15 protein-coding genes are annotated in these 16,834 nt (G+C 44.7%); 6 read left to right on the top strand and 9 right to left on the bottom strand.

Annotated elements, in window-relative coordinates:
* Positions 1–32: 32 nt before the first annotated feature.
* The 3 genes from QUB44_RS17495 to QUB44_RS17485 form a co-directional block, all read right to left on the bottom strand.
* Positions 33–554: a hypothetical protein gene (locus QUB44_RS17495; protein ID WP_333164315.1), complete on the bottom strand. Its 522-nt coding sequence runs from the start codon at positions 552–554 to the stop codon at positions 33–35.
* A gap of 530 nt (positions 555–1,084) precedes the next feature.
* On the bottom strand, positions 1,085–1,657 hold the full coding sequence (locus QUB44_RS17490; RefSeq protein ID WP_333369606.1) for a thermonuclease family protein: 573 nt from the start codon (positions 1,655–1,657) through the stop codon (positions 1,085–1,087).
* Positions 1,658–1,668: 11 nt separating this feature from the next.
* A complete protein-coding gene (locus tag QUB44_RS17485; RefSeq protein WP_333369605.1) occupies positions 1,669–5,049 on the bottom strand; it encodes a DNA polymerase I in 3,381 nt (1,126 codons plus the stop codon).
* A 200-nt stretch (positions 5,050–5,249) separates the two neighbouring features.
* On the opposite strand from QUB44_RS17485, the gene QUB44_RS17480 reads away from it, so the two are divergent.
* Positions 5,250–6,572: a J domain-containing protein gene (locus tag QUB44_RS17480; RefSeq protein ID WP_333369604.1), complete on the top strand. Its 1,323-nt coding sequence runs from the start codon at positions 5,250–5,252 to the stop codon at positions 6,570–6,572.
* A 54-nt stretch (positions 6,573–6,626) separates the two neighbouring features.
* Here the strand turns inward: QUB44_RS17480 and QUB44_RS17475 are convergent, their stop codons facing one another.
* The 3 genes from QUB44_RS17475 to QUB44_RS17465 all read right to left on the bottom strand — a co-directional run bounded on the left by QUB44_RS17475 (position 6,627) and on the right by QUB44_RS17465 (position 12,511).
* Complete coding sequence (locus tag QUB44_RS17475; protein ID WP_333369603.1) at positions 6,627–8,327, bottom strand: EAL domain-containing protein; 1,701 nt, start codon at positions 8,325–8,327, stop codon at positions 6,627–6,629.
* Positions 8,327–10,699 carry a PAS domain S-box protein gene (locus QUB44_RS17470; RefSeq protein WP_333369602.1) on the bottom strand — a complete coding sequence of 791 codons (2,373 nt, stop codon included), beginning with the start codon at positions 10,697–10,699 and terminating at the stop codon, positions 8,327–8,329. Before QUB44_RS17470 ends, QUB44_RS17475 begins: the two co-directional genes overlap by 1 nt.
* Positions 10,700–11,224: 525 nt before the next feature.
* Positions 11,225–12,511, bottom strand: a complete 1,287-nt coding sequence (locus tag QUB44_RS17465; protein WP_333369601.1) for a WD40 repeat domain-containing protein — start codon at positions 12,509–12,511, stop codon at positions 11,225–11,227.
* 259 nt (positions 12,512–12,770) lie between these two features.
* On the opposite strand from QUB44_RS17465, the gene QUB44_RS17460 reads away from it, so the two are divergent.
* The 3 genes from QUB44_RS17460 (at position 12,771) to QUB44_RS17450 (ending at position 14,234) form a co-directional block, all read left to right on the top strand.
* Complete coding sequence (locus QUB44_RS17460) at positions 12,771–13,145, top strand: DUF1257 domain-containing protein (RefSeq protein WP_333369600.1); 375 nt, start codon at positions 12,771–12,773, stop codon at positions 13,143–13,145.
* Positions 13,146–13,191: 46 nt separating this feature from the next.
* The gene (locus tag QUB44_RS17455; RefSeq protein WP_333369599.1) at positions 13,192–13,971 is read left to right on the top strand and encodes a DUF6920 family protein; all 780 of its coding nucleotides are present in this window, start codon (positions 13,192–13,194) and stop codon (positions 13,969–13,971) included.
* 68 nt (positions 13,972–14,039) lie between these two features.
* A complete protein-coding gene (locus tag QUB44_RS17450) occupies positions 14,040–14,234 on the top strand; it encodes a hypothetical protein (RefSeq protein WP_333369598.1) in 195 nt (64 codons plus the stop codon).
* A gap of 44 nt (positions 14,235–14,278) precedes the next feature.
* Here QUB44_RS17450 and QUB44_RS17445 read toward each other — a convergent pair whose 3' ends face one another.
* Genes QUB44_RS17445 through QUB44_RS17435 form a run of 3 tightly spaced genes read right to left on the bottom strand, consistent with a single transcriptional unit; the run spans position 14,279 to position 15,338 of the window.
* Positions 14,279–14,566, bottom strand: a complete 288-nt coding sequence (locus QUB44_RS17445) for a type II toxin-antitoxin system HicA family toxin (RefSeq protein WP_333369597.1) — start codon at positions 14,564–14,566, stop codon at positions 14,279–14,281.
* The gene (locus QUB44_RS17440) at positions 14,563–14,766 is read right to left on the bottom strand and encodes a type II toxin-antitoxin system HicB family antitoxin (RefSeq protein WP_333369596.1); all 204 of its coding nucleotides are present in this window, start codon (positions 14,764–14,766) and stop codon (positions 14,563–14,565) included. Before QUB44_RS17440 ends, QUB44_RS17445 begins: the two co-directional genes overlap by 4 nt.
* Positions 14,767–14,819: 53 nt before the next feature.
* Positions 14,820–15,338 carry a hypothetical protein gene (locus QUB44_RS17435; protein WP_333369624.1) on the bottom strand — a complete coding sequence of 173 codons (519 nt, stop codon included), beginning with the start codon at positions 15,336–15,338 and terminating at the stop codon, positions 14,820–14,822.
* A 223-nt stretch (positions 15,339–15,561) separates the two neighbouring features.
* Between QUB44_RS17435 and QUB44_RS17430 the strand changes: the two genes are divergently transcribed.
* Complete coding sequence (locus QUB44_RS17430; RefSeq protein WP_333369595.1) at positions 15,562–15,702, top strand: hypothetical protein; 141 nt, start codon at positions 15,562–15,564, stop codon at positions 15,700–15,702.
* Positions 15,703–16,022: 320 nt separating this feature from the next.
* Positions 16,023–16,784, top strand: coding sequence for a hypothetical protein (locus QUB44_RS17425; RefSeq protein WP_333369594.1), 762 nt, complete (start codon positions 16,023–16,025; stop codon positions 16,782–16,784).
* Positions 16,785–16,834: the final 50 nt, after the last annotated feature.

The following is a 16,834-nucleotide window of genomic DNA, read 5'->3' as shown; positions in this document are numbered from 1 at the left end:
TACTCGCAACCCACAACTCTATAGCTGTTCCCCTACTGGCAAAGTTGAAATTGTGCTATCTCAGCAGGAATTCTTGAAGCATTAGGTACGCTCGCAGAGGCAGGAACGAAGATTCCCATGCCGTAACTGCAACCCTCTGCCGTCTTGCATTCCCCAGGCTTAGCACTGATTTGATATTCACCTTGGGATGGGGGAGTAAAAGAGATTGACGCCAGTTCGCCTGTCTTTTGACTCACAGCTATTTCCTGGCCGCTTGCATCCTTAAGAGATAAGTTTAAATCCTGGCAATTTCCGTCGCAAGTGGCAACAAAAACATACTCCACATTAGGATGCAGCGTCGCTCTAAAAGGAGATGAAACTTGGTTGCGAACTTGACCGAGCAACGGCACAAATACTAATTTTTGACCGTTGCCTTTCCGCTGGTCAACTTCTGTTTTCAAGCGACAAATAACCGTTTTTTCGTTTTCGGTCAGTTCTTGAGCAATAGCATTTCCTACGATTGTAGTACCGAGGAGCAGGGCAAGGCCGGAAATAACCAGATGTTTGAAATTCATTGATGTCCCTTAAAGTTAATTTTGGGTGATTGCAATAGACCGCTTTTGTCAGCAGTCTATTAGTTTATCTGGAGCCTATCACATTTGTTGACTTTTCCTAAAAAAAGCTGGGACAAAAGTGCGATCGAACTCATGTCTGGTTTTAGATGAATCTGGCGTCAGCTATCGCCGAAACTCCACAGATTGCAAACCGTAGGAGCAGAACCTCGTCCTGATTGTATTGTACTAAATTAGGACGATCGGCATCGGTATCTAGAAACCCGCTTCCTGGGCCGATGCGGAGCAGCTAAACCTAGGATTTATAGTATAGACGGGGTTTAAAAAAACCGGAGTGACTCCAAGACTGTAAATGTCTGATACAGGTTCCCCGATTCCACCCCAACAACATAATCTTGTCCCTGTCAATATACAAATAGGTTGAAACTTGTGGCTCTACTAGACTAACAAAACTCCGAAGGCAAGAGTTAGCTCCTACTTCTACCATTTTCCTTCTTTTTACCCGATCGCGAAGTCGGAGGGCTTTCTTCCCATCATTTATCACTGTTCCGAAATTTCCACGCGGGAACAAATTTAGAATCTCCCCAAACGCCGCGGCGATTTTTCTTAGCTTCGGCTTCCGCTTGTTCCAGAATACTTGCACTCGGACAGTTTTTCAAGTAAGGACGGTAAACCATTGCTAATCCTTCGCGGATCAAAACTTCTTGGGCAAATGTACCATTTGGCAAGCGAACTTCGCTAACTTTGCGACCGTAACGGTCAGTATCGGTGACTGTCAAAACAACGCGGTCGCCCCCTTTTTTGACAAGCTGCTGCATTCTTTGGTGCGCTAGATTTCCCCACTTAAATTGATTTTTTTTTGCTGCTGCTTTGCTATTTTTTTCAGCATTGGTGTGCGCGACTTCCGGTGCATCTACACAGGCAAAACGCACTTTGATATCTTTCCCGGCGGCATCGCTAGCGACAAGGGTGTCGCCGTCGCTGACTCGCTTGACAGCATAGTTATTCGGTGCGAACTTTTGTGGACACCCGAATAGTAGCAATAGCAGAGCAACTGCACTTAAGGTTTTTATTTTGGGGAAAATGGCAATTTTAAGTTGGCTCATATTTCTGTGTTTTATTTAGTTTCCATCCAATTTTGCCCAGCGTGGATGTCAACTATCAGCGGTACCATACCGGGCGCATTTTCCATCGCACTTGTATTTTTGGGCAGAGCATTTTCCATCGCACTTATAATTGTCGGAGCACTTTCCATCGCACTTCTAATTTTTGGTTGCAATTCTTCCCATTCATCGGGAGGTACTTCAAAGATTAATTCATCGTGCACTTGCAGCAGCAGCCGCGCCTGATAGTTTTGCAAAATTTTGTGTACCTCAATCATGGCAAGTTTAATGATATCAGCACTAGAGCCTTGAATGGGAGCGTTGGCTGCCGCGCGCAAAGATTGGGCATCATCTCTGCTGAGAGATTTAAGTCTATCGGAGTGAATGTCTTGGGGATTGCGGCCTTTTAAGTCGCGGAGGCTTTCGCTCTCGAAGTTTAAGTAACGGCGGCGGCCGAGTATTGTGGTAACGTATCCGAGGGCGATCGCCTCTTTTTTTACTTTCTCCAAATATTCAAAAACTTTACTGTAACGCTCGTTAAATCGCTTAATAAACTCCTTGCCGTCTGCTGCGCTTTTACCCATCGATTTGCCAAACTTAATCGCCCCCATACCGTAAACTACGCCAAAATTAATCGTTTTGCCAAACCTGCGCTCGTCGGGAGTTATTTCCTCCTTTTCAAACAGCAGTTGAGCTGTCACTGTATGCACATCTCGGTTATTTTGGTAAGCTTCAATTAACACAGGTTCTTGACTCAAGTGAGCCAAAATTCGCAGTTCAATTTGAGAATAGTCAGCCGACACCATCAGCCAACCTTCTTCCGGTAAAAATGCCTTGCGAATTTGCCGTGAAAACTCGGTGCGGATGGGAATATTTTGTAAATTTGGATTGGAAGAAGAAAGCCTTCCCGTACCCGTTGCAGTTTGGTTGAAATCTGTATGCACTCGCCCGGTATCCGCACGGACTAACTGCGGCAAAGCATCGACATAAGTTGATTTCAACTTGGATAATGTTCGGTGTTCCAATAAATCGTCTACAATCGGGTGATCTCCTTGCAATTTATCCAAAACAGCGGCGTCTGTAGAGTATCCAGTCTTAGTTTTGCGAGACTTTTTCTGAAACTCATCCGGGATTTTTTCTAACAAGATTTCGCTGAGTTGTTTCGGGGAACCTAAATTAAACTTTCTCCCGGCTGCTTGATAAGTTTTTTCTTCTATTTCTTTTAAACTCTTTTCTAGCTGTTGCGATAGTTCTTGCAGGTAAGCTGAATCAATGCGAATTCCGCAGTATTCCATTTCAGCTAAAACTGGTTCTAGGGGCTGTTCTACTTCCAGCAGCAACTTGTGCAAAGACTTATCTGATGGAGCATTTTCATCATCGGTATTTTCTTCGAGTTTAGCTAATTTGGTTTCTAGCTCTTGCAAGAGGGTATTGAGATAAGCTGAATCAATGCGAATTCCGCAGTATTCCATTTCAGCTAAAACAGGTTCGAGGGGATATTCTACTTCCAGCAGCAACTGATGCAATAACTTGTCTAACAAAGCATTTTTATCAGCATCATCTAATTCTATTATGAGTTTTTTTACTAACTGAAATGTCCTGTAGACATCCATGCCACAGTAATCAGCTACTTCTGGAATGCTTTTATCAGCAATTGTTTTCCCTTTAGGCACTAATTGGTTATAACTTTTGGCTTGATTCCGCTTCTTCAAGTATTGGTAGTGCTGCATAAGGAGTGATGCCATTTGATATAACCCGCTCTGTACAAGGAGATGAAAGGCAAAAATCACTACTTGTTTAGCACTATCCAAGTATTTATTTGACAAATCATCAAGGTTATGTTTTTGTTCTGGATTGAGTACGTAACTGGCTAACATGGTGTCAAATACGACTCCTGCTAGTTTAATTCCTTGACAACGCAGGATTGATCGATCGAACTTAGCATTTTGTAGCGCTTTGGGATAATTCTCGCTTTCCAAAATCGGACGCAAAGCATTTAAAACTGTGGCTTTGTCCAAGTTTTTGCCCGTTTTGTGTCCCGTGGGAATGTAAGCGAGATCCTCTTCACCAGTTCCCCAACAGCAGCCAATTCCGACTAATTCGGCGTCTCGTGGTTCGATGGCGGTGGTTTCGGTATCCCACGCCACGGGTGAGGCTTTGTCGGTGAAGGTTTGCAGCAGTTCGACTAATTCGTTTAACTGTTCGGTTGTTTGAATAATTCGGGGTTTAATTAGCAGTTGCTGGGCGGCTAGGGTATCAGCATAATTCCAAAAGGATAAGTCACCTCCAACTTCTGAAATTTCAGAAGTTGGAGGTGACTTATCTATTGTGGGGAGTAGGGGTTGGGCATCTTGCCCGCCCTGTTCCCATGGCTTTTCTACACCCTCCAATTGCTGTTCTAGGGTGTTTGAGGAGGAGGATTCTTGTTTTTCCTTATCTTCTACACCACCAAAACGCTTTTGAATTTGTTTAACTTTGCTTAAAAATGTTTTAAATTCTAACTTTTCCAGCATGGGAATCAAGGCTGATTCGTCAAAACCGATAAGCTGGCAATCTTCTAAGTTGATTTCTAATGGCACGTCTTGGACAATTGTTGCCATGCGTTGAGAATGATAAGCAGCTTCTTTGCCTTCTTCTAGCTTTTTCTTAGTTGCTCCTTTAATCTCGTCGATGGCTGCATAAATTCCATCTAGGGAATTGTAAGCCTCCAGCAATTGCAGGGCGGTTTTGTCGCCGATGCCTTTGACTCCGGGGATGTTGTCGGATTTGTCGCCGCACAAAGCTTTGTAATCTATTACTTGTTCGGGCAAAATACCGAGTTTGGCTTTGACTTCTTCCGGGCCGTATTCTTGGGATTTGCCTTTGCCCGATCGCCTGAGTTCATCGGTACTCAAATATAATACGCTGATTTGTTTTTCGGTTTCTACTAATTGAAACAAATCTCGATCGCCCGTGAGGATTTTGACCTGATAACCCGCCGCGCTGGCTTTGTTTGCCAAAGTTCCCAAAACATCGTCCGCCTCGTAGCCTGGAGCAGTTATTGCAGGTAAATTCAAATAGGTGAGGAGTTCTTGCAGGTTTTTGATATCCGGCTTAAAATCTTCCGGTGTTTCGGCTCGACCGGCTTTATAGGTGTCGTCTGCTTCGTGGCGAAATGTGGGTGTGGCGAGGTCAAAGGCGATCGCCATGTACTGGGGGTCGTGGGCGGCCATTACTTCCAGCAGCGACTTGAGAAAGCCAAAACAGACGCTGGTGGGAATGCCTGTCGTAGTTCGCAAGCCTCCGTCTCGACTTTTGGCGAAGGCGAAGTAGGAGCGAAAGGCCAGGGAGTGGCCGTCAACTAAGATGAAGATGGGAGCTTGATTTGCCGACACAGACACAAATACCGATCGCACGAAAGGATTTTCTCATTGTACTCAGTTGTCCGCCTGCATTGATCGACCGGAAGGATGGCCCGCAGACTTGAGGACGCTTGACACTCGATCGGATCTCGGCTTACTGTGCAGCTTGGCTGAGAATAGTACAAGATGTTAAGTACGATTCCCTACGGGATAGCTTCGCTTCACGCGAATTTACAAACACCTGCCCGAAGCCTATGGCTGACATTAATCGATGCTACGAAATCCTCGAAATAGAGCCGGGAAGTTCCCTCGAAGAAATTAAGCGCGCTTACAGGGATTTAGCGTTTGTGTGGCATCCCGATCGGTTTGCCCACAACGATCGCCTGCAACAAAAAGCTCACCAAAGATTAACAGAAATTAATGAAGCTTACCAGCAGTTGGTGTTGTTTCTGAGTCAGCCTGAATCGAGTTCGATCGAACAACAGTTTCAGCAGCCACCGCCGCCTGCGCCGGAAAAGCCGCTGAGAAGGCGTTCTGGAAAATCAGCCGCCAGGCCTGGTTCCCAGCGCCGTCAAACCCGCCCAAAAGCCGCCTCCAAAAAATTTCTAACTCAAAAAACCTCTTCAAGAAAGAAACGATTTACCACTCACAATCGTCAAGCGCGGCGGGGCACAAAGCAACCTGGGCGAAGCGTGGCGAGGGAAGCACGGCCCTCTCAAAACTATCCAAAGCTTATCTCGAAAAGGAAAAAAGAATTTTCAACTCAATACTCAAAACCGCGAAGCGCGCCGAGGGAAGTGCGGCCATCTCAACACTATTCAAGCTTCCCTTGGGGGCCGCTGGCAATCGCCGTGGCGAGTTACGCTTTGACCGGTTGGATTTTGACGGTATCACCCGCCCCGCCGTGGATGTGGGCTTTAATCTGCGGTGCAGATTGGCTGTGGGCGGCGATTTTGCTGGCGGAGGGTTCGGCAACGCCTAGAGTGTGGCTGGCGGCGTTAGTTTTGGCTGGGGCGGTAGGGGGGTCGATCGCCGGTTTTCAGGCGGGAGGAAAGGTCACAGGGGCTGCTTGGGGGGCAGTTGGGGCTGGTTTGGGGGCGATCGCCAGTTCCGAGGCCCAGTCTCGGGCTGTAGCTGCTGTGTTGGCTGTGGCGGGAGTGGTGACAGTGGTGGGATTGATGGCTGGAACGGGTTCGGGGAATTGGGTTAAGGCGTTGGTGACGGCCGTGTGTTGGGCGATTGTTGGCTTGATGTGCGGGCTGGCGACGGAACTAGGCGTGAATTCTGGCGGCCCCGTGGGGTTCTCTGGTGCGATCGGGCTGGGGATTGGGGCGTGGGCAGGGGTTTTGGCTGGGGCGGGTTCGGGGGCGATCGTCCAAGCCTTGGCTATCGCCGGGTCTAAGAGTGTTTATGGGGCTTGGGCTGCGATCGGCATTATTGCTGGAGTTGTGGCGCGGATGGTAGCTGCAGAAAGGTTGATCCACAACGGCAGCGGGCTTTATACGTTTATCCTGTTGGTGGCTACTTCCGGTTTTGGGCTGTGGCTGGGAAGTTGGTTGGGCGATCGTATCTTTTGAATTAGTCATTAGTCAACAGTCAACAGTCAACAGTCAACAGTCAACAGTCAACAGTCAACAGTCAACTATTCCGGAGGATTGCAACCGGAATTGATGTAAATTCCAGCACTTATCGCTTTTCAGTAGCGCTTCAAACTCAGCGCTTGGTAGAGCTTTGCTGAAAAAATAACCTTGAATTTCGTCGCACTCGTAATCGCACAAAAAAGCAAGTTCCGACTCATTTTCTACCCCCTCAGCAATCACAGTCATGTTCATGCGGTGTGCCATTTGAATAATGGCTATTGTAATCGCTGCATTTTGGCGATCGTCCGCAATATCGCGAATAAAACTCTTGTCAATTTTTATCGCATCCAACGGAAAGCGTTTCGGAGAACTCAAAGAAGAATATCCCATTCCAAAATCATCAATTGCTATCCTAATCCCCTGCTCTTTCCACACCCTAAAAGCTTTAGCTGCTGCAATTTCGTCTTGCAAAACAAGACTTTCAGTCAGTTCTAATTCCAAACACTTGGGATCGAGAGCGGTTTCTGTTAATATCTCCCTGACTCTTTCCGTGAAATTTTTGCGCTCGAATTGACGGGCTGACACGTTAACTGCCACTCGCAGAGGCGGTAAACCTGCTCTTTGCCATGTTTTAGTTTGCCTGCAAGCAGTCTCTAATACCCATTCGCCCAACGGCGCAATCAAGCCCATTTCTTCAGCCATTGGAATAAATTCCCCAGGGGAAACTCGCCCCCGTTCTGGATGATTCCAGCGCACCAAAGCTTCAGCACCAATAATTTTACCTGTTTTAATTGCTATTTGCGGCTGATAGTAGATTTCAAATTCTGAGCTTTTTAAAGCATGGCGAAGGGAAGTTTCTTGAAGAAGTGTATTGATGAAAAAATTAGCATTCTTTTTCGTATAAAAATGATAATTATTACCGCCTTTCTGCTGAGATTGATACATTGCTATATAAGCATTTTTCAGCATTTCATCTCCGTCGGTGCCGTCCCCAGGATACAAGCAGATCCCCATACTAGCAGTGACATAGACTTCGCAATCTTTGACAATCATACCTTGGGATACAATATCTAAAATGTTTTGAGCAATCTTAGCCACATCCTGTTTTTCTGCAACTGGTTTGAGAATCAGCGCGAATTGGGCCGCTTCCAAACGAGCAACAATAGTAATGTTTTCCATGCAGTTAGTTAGCCGCTGGGCGATGCTGCAAAGCACCGAGTCGCCGATATCGTGTCCCCAGGTACTGTTAATGCGGTTGATTTTATCTAAGCTAAGCGTGACAACTGGAACGACTCCCAACAATTCTTTTTGATCCTCTAATACTCGACTTAACTTTTCTCGCAAAAATGAACGATTCGGCAGGTTGGTTAAGCTGTCATACTGATGTCGGTAGAGTGCCAGTTGAATAGTTGTGTGCAAGTTTTTTTCTTCAAATGGCTTGACAATATAGCCGAACGGTTTTGTGCTATTGACTCGTCGCAAAGTAGTTTCATCGGCATAAGCTGTCAGATAAACTACCGGAATTTGAAAGCGCAAGCGAATTTCTTCGGCTGCTGTAATGCCGTCGATGTTTCCTTGCAGGTTAACATCCATTAAAACTAAATCCGGGCGCAACGTCGCTGCCGATTCAATCGCTTCTTCTCCCGAATAAACCATCCCAGTTATTCTATATCCTAGAGAGATCAAACTGTCGGAAATGTCTTCCGCAATGATGCTCTCGTCTTCAACTATCAGAATTTTTTTGTTGGACACTAATTTTTCTCCTCAGAGTGCAATTTGGGTTGAGAAAAGGTTATTCTAAAAGTCGTGCCAGCAGTTTCTAACAGTTCTATTTCCCCCCGGATTTGCTTGACTAAAGACCCGACCAGTCGCAAACCCAACGTTCGGGCTTTGCGATAATCTAAGTCTTGAGGCAAACCAATTCCGTTGTCACTCACGGTTAGCACGCAAAATCTGTTATTATCTAAAGTGAAATCTATGTTAATTTTACCTTTAACTTGCCCTTTAAAAGCATATTTGAGGGCATTTGTCACAAGCTCGTTGATAATTAACCCGCAAGGAACTGCCGTATCAATATTGAGAGAACACGGCGCAATATTTGTTTGCAAATTGACGCCTTCTGCATGATTTTCATAAGCTTGGAATAAATTGTGGGCGAGATTTTGGATGTATTCAGCAAAGTCAATGTTTGACAAGTCTTTGGATTGATACAATTGTTCGTGAACCAGGGCCATTGATCTGACTCGGTTTTGACTTTCTTTTAACATTTCACTAACGTGGCTGTCTTGGATGTAGCGTGACTGAAGTTTGAGCAAACTGGAAATAACTTGGAGGTTGTTTTTAACACGGTGGTGAATTTCTTTGAGGAGAACTTCTTTTTCTGCTAGGGATGCTTTGATGCCATCTTCGTCGCGCTTGCGATCTGTAATATCCCGCACTACTGCTTGAATTACTTTTCGTCCGTTAATTTCCATTGCATTTAACAGCACTTCAGCGGGAAATTCTGAACCGTCGAGTCGTTTGTTTACCCAGTCAAAGCGACAGCTACCTGTTTGCATTGCTGTCGATATTCTCTGTATTGCTAGACTGGATGAGTCTTGTCCGCTAGGCTGAAATTGTGGGGAAAAGTCGCTCAGTTTCTTGCCGTAAAATTGTTTTGTGTTGCTACAGCCAAATATTTTTAAAGTAGCGGGGTTGCAGTCAAAAAACTCTTTTTCGTCAAGCAACATTACTGCGTCGCTGGTGGCTTCATACAGGCTACGAAATTTGTGTTCTGATTCTTGCAGCGAGCATATCAATTGGTTTTTGAGAGCTTCCGCACGCTTGCGGTCGGTAATGTCTATACCTACAGAAACTGCTGCGGTTCCCTGATGATATTTCTGAGCTACTATCAAATAGTTGCGGGCGAAACCGTTAATTTCTATTTCTATTTCTTGGCAGATTTGCTGAGATGAACTGTCAAAAAAAATTCGGATCAATTCTCCGAAAGCCGAGCCTTTGTCGAGAAAGTTGATTTCTTGACCGACAAAGCTTTCAGGAGACAGGTTGAATGAGGTTGCTAAGTGCTGGTTGACTCCAATATACCGCAAATCTGAACTGATCCAAGAAATCAATCCGGGTACGGCATCCAAAACGGCGCGAAGTTGGTCTGTAGCTTCTTTGAGTGCTTCTTCCGATCGCTTATGGTCGCTAATATCTGTCGCCGTTCCGCACAAGCCTAAAATAGCGCCGTTTTCAGCTTGGTTGACTATGCTGTTGACGCGCAGGTGAACGGGAGTACCGTCTTTGCGAATGTGTACTGTTTCGTAAGGAGAATTAGCGGTTTGTGGCTGAATTTTGGTTCTCGCTAAAAGTTGGGCAAATATTTCTCTTGGTCTACTTTCTTGCTGAGGAACTAAAAAATCGGAGAAGCGGCGTCCGATCATTTCAGGCGGTTCGTAACCGTAGATGCGTTTGGCGGCGGAATTGACAAAAGTCAAGAGGCCTTCAATATCGATCGACCAAATCAATTCTTGGGAGGTTTCTACGAGGTTACGGTACTTTTTTTCGCTTTCGGCAAGTGCTGAATTGAAGACTGCCGTTTGCTGCTGAAGTCTCTCTTCTAATTCTTGATTTGCCGTTTCCAGAGTGGCAATGGACTGCTGGCGCTCGGTAATTTGAGTAGAAACACCCACTGCCCCGACAACTTCGCCGTTTCCATCTCGCAGGGCTGCAGATCGAATTTCGTGAATAAAATGCCTCTCTCGGACGTTCCAAGTGCGATCGTTTCCTGCTAGTACCTCAGCAATATTTTCTAAGATATCTGGCTGGCTGCTGTAAACTTCAAAAATCGATCGCCCGACACTTGTACCTGGTTTGAGTCCCAAATTTTCTAATCCTTTCCCTGCTGCAAGGGTTAACTTGCCTTCTCTGTCTGTTGCCCACAGGAAAATTGGGGCACAACTGACAGCGGCCTGAAGGGTTTGGTTGGCTTGTTTGAGCCGATCTATTTCTGCGTGAAGCCGATCCTGGGTGGTGTTTAATTCTACCGTTAGTCGATCGGCTTTTTGCTGCCAACTGGCAGCAGTATCGCACATTTCTGCGAGATTGCGGGAACGACAGATGGATTGGTTGCAGTGTGACATGGTTACTCTAGGGCGCACTGTATATTTAACCCCAGCCTATCTTTTAAGCATAAACTTTTTAAGTCAAATATTACAATTAGCAGGAATACTCATCCGACCAAGATGCAATATATTAAAGCTACTTTAAAATATTCAGGAATTGCCCCTTGCTCAGGCTTTCTGACCACAGTTCACAAATTGATAATAAGCTGAATAATGCCTGCCAGTCGGTATTTTTACGGTAACTATTTGTACTATTGCAAAAAGAAGTTCCGCAATCTTCGGCTTGCACAAGAACTGAGATTGTAAATTTATTATATGGTTTTGCGTAGATTCACGCACCGAGGAAGAGGGAATCGGGAAAATTGAAATATAGGCAGCCCCTGAATGGTTAGGAGGTACTTAATTTGTGAAAATCATGAGGTCGATTCCCTCTTCTTTCTGCCTTCTGCCTTCTGCCCTATTCCCTATTCCCTATTCCCTATTCCCTATTCTCTATTTCTTCCATCCGCTACATCCGTTACAGAATCCGTTGCCGAACTTTCTTCAATTCACTCCCCAAATTTTGACAGTTTTGTCTATACTACCACTGATAATAGTTTCGCCATCGCTGCTAAAAGTAAGACAAGTAACAGAGTTTTGATGTCCGCTGAGAGTGTAAAAATTTTCGCCCGTACTGGCATTCCAAAATTTGATATTACCATCGGCACTAGCACTGACAACAGTGAGCCCGTCGGGACTAAAGAGGATCGCATTTATCGAGTTAAAATGCCCTGCCAAAGTGATTGAACTATCTGGATTCGATAGCTGCCGCAGTTGGATATTTCTGTCCCAGCCGCCAGTAGCTAAAGTCTGCCCGTCTGGACTCAAAGCCAGACAATTCGCGTAACCCTTAATTGTTTGAGAGCATTCTCTGCTGCGGAGGTTCCACAGTTTAATTGTACCGTCAGAACTGCTGCTAGCGAGAGTTTGTGCGATCGGGCTGAAAGCAAGACTAACAATTCCTGCTTTGCTGCGGAGACTCCACCGTTTAAATGTACCGTCAGAACTGCTGCTAGCGAGAGTTTGTGCGATCGGGCTACAAGCAAGACTAATAATTCTTGCTTGATCAGCTCCCCAAGTTAAATGATTACCAAAAGTACAGATTAACTTTCCCGTCTCTAAATTCCAAATTTTGATAGTAGTATCTGCCGAACCGCTGGCGATAACTTGACTGTCGGGACTGATGACAATTGCGCTAATTTCCTCTTCATGTCCGAGGGAAGTATGCCGCAATTCTCCTCCTTGCCAAATTTCGATCGCACGGTGTTTCGGAGTATTTCTGCTTCTCACAAAAACTTCGCTTTCTTTGCAAAATACAAAAGTTTCTTGAGCGCGGGGATACTTGTCAACAGTATAGAGTATTTCTCCTGTATCTACATCGCAAATTCTAATTATTTTGCCGTGCAAACTCGCCGTGCGAAATCCTCCGGGACTAATCGCAACATTTGTCCCAGTTTTGACCGTGCGGATGCAGTCAAAAAGCTTGTAAGGGACGAATTCTTTTAAAGCTTGGCTGACTAAAGGTTCTGTCCTCGATCGCAACATTAAATAAGCAACTCGCTGCACTTCTGGTGCGGGGTCAAGCAGCGCCTCAATTGCTAAATTTAAACCAGCGCCTCCGTATTTAGGAGCATCTTTAACAGCGGCAATCCGCGACTCGATACTAGGACTGTTGAAGCGCTGCTTGACCCCGGCGATGCCTCCCAAAACAGCGTCGGCGATCGGGATTTGACTTTGAACGCCGAGGACGGCATCATATTCTCTGGGTTGGTTAGGATTGTCGGCCATCATACGATTTTAGATTTTAGATTTTAGATTTTAGATTTGAAGAATTGGATAATTGAAGAAAGCGAACTCACGGATGAATCTGGGGAATTGTTATCGGATACTATGTTTTTAATTTCTGCACAGATGAATCCGGGGGCTTGTAACCTGGCTGCTTTCGCTGACGCTCAAACCTCGTTTAAGAGCGCAAGTTCTAGCTTATTGACTGTTGCAGTTTATGCTATTATAATCAAATCAGCGTTTTACACAAAAATCCGAAAGTGATATGTCACACTTCACAACTATCAAGGTTCAGATCAAAAACGGCGAACTGCTGCATCAAGTGTTGGAAGAGTTAGGTTATCAAGTAGAGTCCAATGTGCAGGTACGGGGTTATCGGGGTGACAAAACTAATGCGGAGTACGTGATTCGGCAATCCAATGGTTACGATTTGGGTTTTCGCCGCAACGGAGAGGATTACGAATTGGTGGCGGATTTTTGGGGCGCTCGAATTAATCAGCAGGAATTTATCAATTCAATTAGTCAAAAATACGCGCGGAAAACTTTGATGGCGGCGGTGCAGTCAGAGGGTTTTCATGTTGAAGAAGAGGAAACTTTGGCAGATGGAACGCTGAGAGTTGTAGTCGGTAGATGGGTTTAAGACTCGCCCTTGATTAACTCGTTTTTAGGTACCAAGAGGAATCACCATGTGGCGATCGGCGATCGTACTAATCATCCTGGCGCTTGTAGTTGGCATTGTTGGCGCGATCGCCCTTGGAGCATACCGCTGGCATCTCGGTACCAAGGAACTGCCAGCAAATCTGGAATCTGCACGCTTGCCGATTCAACCTCTGACATTTGATGCGCGGGAAATCGCCGATTTACCCCAGCCAGTGCAGCGCTACTTTCGCGCGGTGCTGAAGGATGGACAACCGCTAATTGCAACAGCGCGGGTTTCCCACGAAGGCACGTTTAACATGAGCGAAACCGCAGAAAAATGGAGCGCCTTCACCTCAACTCAACTCGTAATTACTCAGCGCCCTGGCTTTGACTGGGACGGGCGAATTGCCATGATGCCCGGTATCAATGCGTTTGTTCATGATGCGTACATTTCTGGCGAAGGCATCCTCCATGCGGCGCTGCTTGGCCTGGTGACTCTGGCGGATCTCCGCGGCACTCCAGAAGCGGCACAAGGGGAACTGATGCGCTTTTTCGCGGAGGCGGCTTGGTATCCGACGAGACTGCTGCCGAGTCAGGGTGTTCGCTGGGAGGCGATCGACAATTCTTCGGCCAGAGCAACGCTACAGGATGGCGACACCGCTGTTTCCCTGGATTTCCGCTTTGATGAAGCAGGGCTAATCGCCACTGTCCGCGCCGAGGCCCGCGCCCGTACAGTTAACGGGGGACTGGTGTTTGCGCCCTGGCAAGGCCGCTTCTGGGACTACGAATTGCGAGACGGTATGCGGATTCCGCGATCGATCGGGTGAGGTGGCGTGGCAACTGCCTGATGGCTCGCTATTGCCCTACTGGCGCGGCCGCATCACGAATGTTGCCTATGAGTTGGCACGATGATTCTAGTTTGTGTTGTGAAGTTGCTTTGCGATTGTTAGATGAGTACGATCGCGCCGATCGCCAGTGGATCGATACTGTACGAGTTAAGATAGATGCTGCTGTTGCCATGTCCGAACATACTCCACCGATTGACGGCGAAACGTTTATTCCAGGGATGTGCGATCGTTTCCCAAAATAGCTTGTAGGCTGGGTTGTTGCTTTCATCCCAATATGGAGGCAATTTCATTCTTGTTCTTCACAGATCGAATCAGATTCATTCGCCGCCTTATTGTCACTATTTGACTCTTCAACTGTGCTGGTATTTTGATGGATATTTTCCAATAAATCCGCCTGTTTTAACAAGTGTCTGAGTAATCCAACTTTTAAAGATTTATTACCGTGAATTGGCACGGAAATTCGGATTGAGCTTCCCGCTTTACCGTAGATGTGGTGACTGCCTTGAACTCTTAATAATATCCAGTCATTACGTTCTAGCAGCTTGGCTAGCTCTTTGCCCGACATGGAGTTCATATCGCAATCTCCATAATTTTGTCTCGCTCATTTGTCTCGATGGATTCAACATCTACACTAAGGCAACCTTCGATTGCTTCATAGAGGTTTTGCAGCAGTTCCTCGAAGGTTTCTCCCTCTGTTGCACAGCCAGGAATAGCAGGAACTTCTGCCCAGAATCCGCCTTCTTCTGCTTCGTGAATGATAATTTTGATTTTCAATTGATTCTCCTAATTTATTCTCAAAACTTACCTCTTTATTACTGTACCAGACTTTACTCCTCAAAGTCCACCTGTTTAACCTGCTCTAAAGGTATATCTAGCGCTTCTGCAATTTGCTCGTCGCTCAAGCCAAACTGCCGTAATTTATCAATTGTTTCAATCTTAGTTTTATTTTTGCTTTTCTGCTGCAAGTCGGGATTTTGCGGCTGACTTTCATCTGAGGTAGGAGTGGAGGGATTAGAACAATTGTTAATGTAGCTAATTTTGTTACTATCTTTAAAGGTATTATTATTACCCAAAGTTGTTATATTCTGATTTATATGCCTTTCTAGGACTGATTCAAGATTACTTTTCTTAACTTGTTCACCAAAGACTTCAGATAACATTTGCAAAAGCTCGTGACTAGCCTTTTTAACGTGTTGGGAACTATAACCATAAGTTTCTGCAACGTCAGCATATCTTTGACGATTCAGTATTCCCGAAATAATCCCCCGCTGCAAGTTATTTAGATGTTTGCCTGTCTTGGCCCAGACAGCTTTATCGACAAATTGCAATATCGGAGGACTGTCCATAGGTGGAATGGTAAGATAGGTATGGTTACTATACCAAACTTTTTCCAACTTTTTCCAACTTTTTGAGCCTCGCATCCGAATTTTAGGAAGTTCCAACTTTTTCCCACTTTTTTTCCTTTACATTTTTTGTGCGATCGGTCTAGTATATGCTGAAGCCAGGAGCTATTGTTTAGCTCTCTCTGACTGGCAACGATCAGTAAAGCTTATTATACAAGGAGAACAAATGAAAAAATACACTTTTGGATGCTGCGATAGTGGCAAATCTGCTGACTCATACAACGGAGTCACAAATTACGTGCCTTCGATTACCAAACAGGTGAATGGAACCCAACAAATATCGAAAGCAGTTAACTCTATAAATTAAACTTTGAGTTTTGATTGACGTTTTTACGCTGGCAAATATCTACCAATGTATTTTTGTCGGCGTATTTCTATATAAATCATTTTCAATAATGATATGAAGTTTCAACTCCCTGATATTAGCATTGCTCTAAATTTAGAAGGCAAAAATAAATTTGAAAAAATTAGATATATTAAAACTGCATTGATAATGATTTTAGCTTATTGGATTGATATAAGTGAAACTAGCAAAACTTATTACAGGAAAGTATATGATAAAGATTTAGAAAGATCGAGGCTGATGAATCTCAGGACGTTCGCCAATCCTAGACTTATTAATTTTTATTGCCAACAAGACAGGATGGAAGGAGGCTTAATGAGATAAATGACAGTCTTTACGGTGCATTGGAACACGGCATTATTTATGAATCAAATCACCCCTATGCCTGTCCGAGAATATTGTCTATTGGGCACGCTTTCAGTCATTTTGATTCAACGGTAGGCAATACAGAAGGTTTAGGTAATCCCAATAAAGCTCATTGTTTATTAGATCTTCTCATTTTTCATGCTAATAAGTCTTTTGACGAAATCGAAGTAGATATAATTAAAACTCTAATCAGAAGTAGAATAAAGCTTTTTCTTGTAACTGACTATCAAATCGAATCATTTGAGACCGATCCTGATAATAGGCTCAAAAAACTGAGAGAAATGTTCCTCGCTCTTCTGATTATAGAATCAGTTTCTGAGCTAACTGGTTTATCTAGCCAATCAATTTTTAGAGGACATGTAAAAAAATTAGAAACTGCCCTGAAACATAGAATTAATTATTATTCTAGCAGTGAAGAGTTAAAAAAGTATGATTTTTTGGAGTTTATGAATACTTTTGTCAGTTCTCTAAGAATTGATAGTGGATATAGACAGCTAGATATAATTAACTTAAGGAAGATGATAGATTGGTTGCCTGAATCAAGTAATAATTTCAGTTGGTTTAAAGAAATCATCAAGTTGACTGATGAAGATCCTTTCAATACTGAATATCTTGAGTCCATTGTACTGCCGAGATTTGACCAAATCTTAACAACTCGATTAGAGAAGTATTACACTTAGATAGACATAAGAGCGTCTGTAGGTGTATGGCAGTGTGTCAGTATTCGTGG

This window comes from Microcoleus sp. AT3-D2, assembly GCF_036705715.1.
Taxonomy (GTDB): Bacteria; Cyanobacteriota; Cyanobacteriia; order Cyanobacteriales; family Microcoleaceae; genus Microcoleus.
Note: the sequence above shows the minus strand (reverse complement) of the source record. Positions and strands in the feature narration are given on the sequence as shown.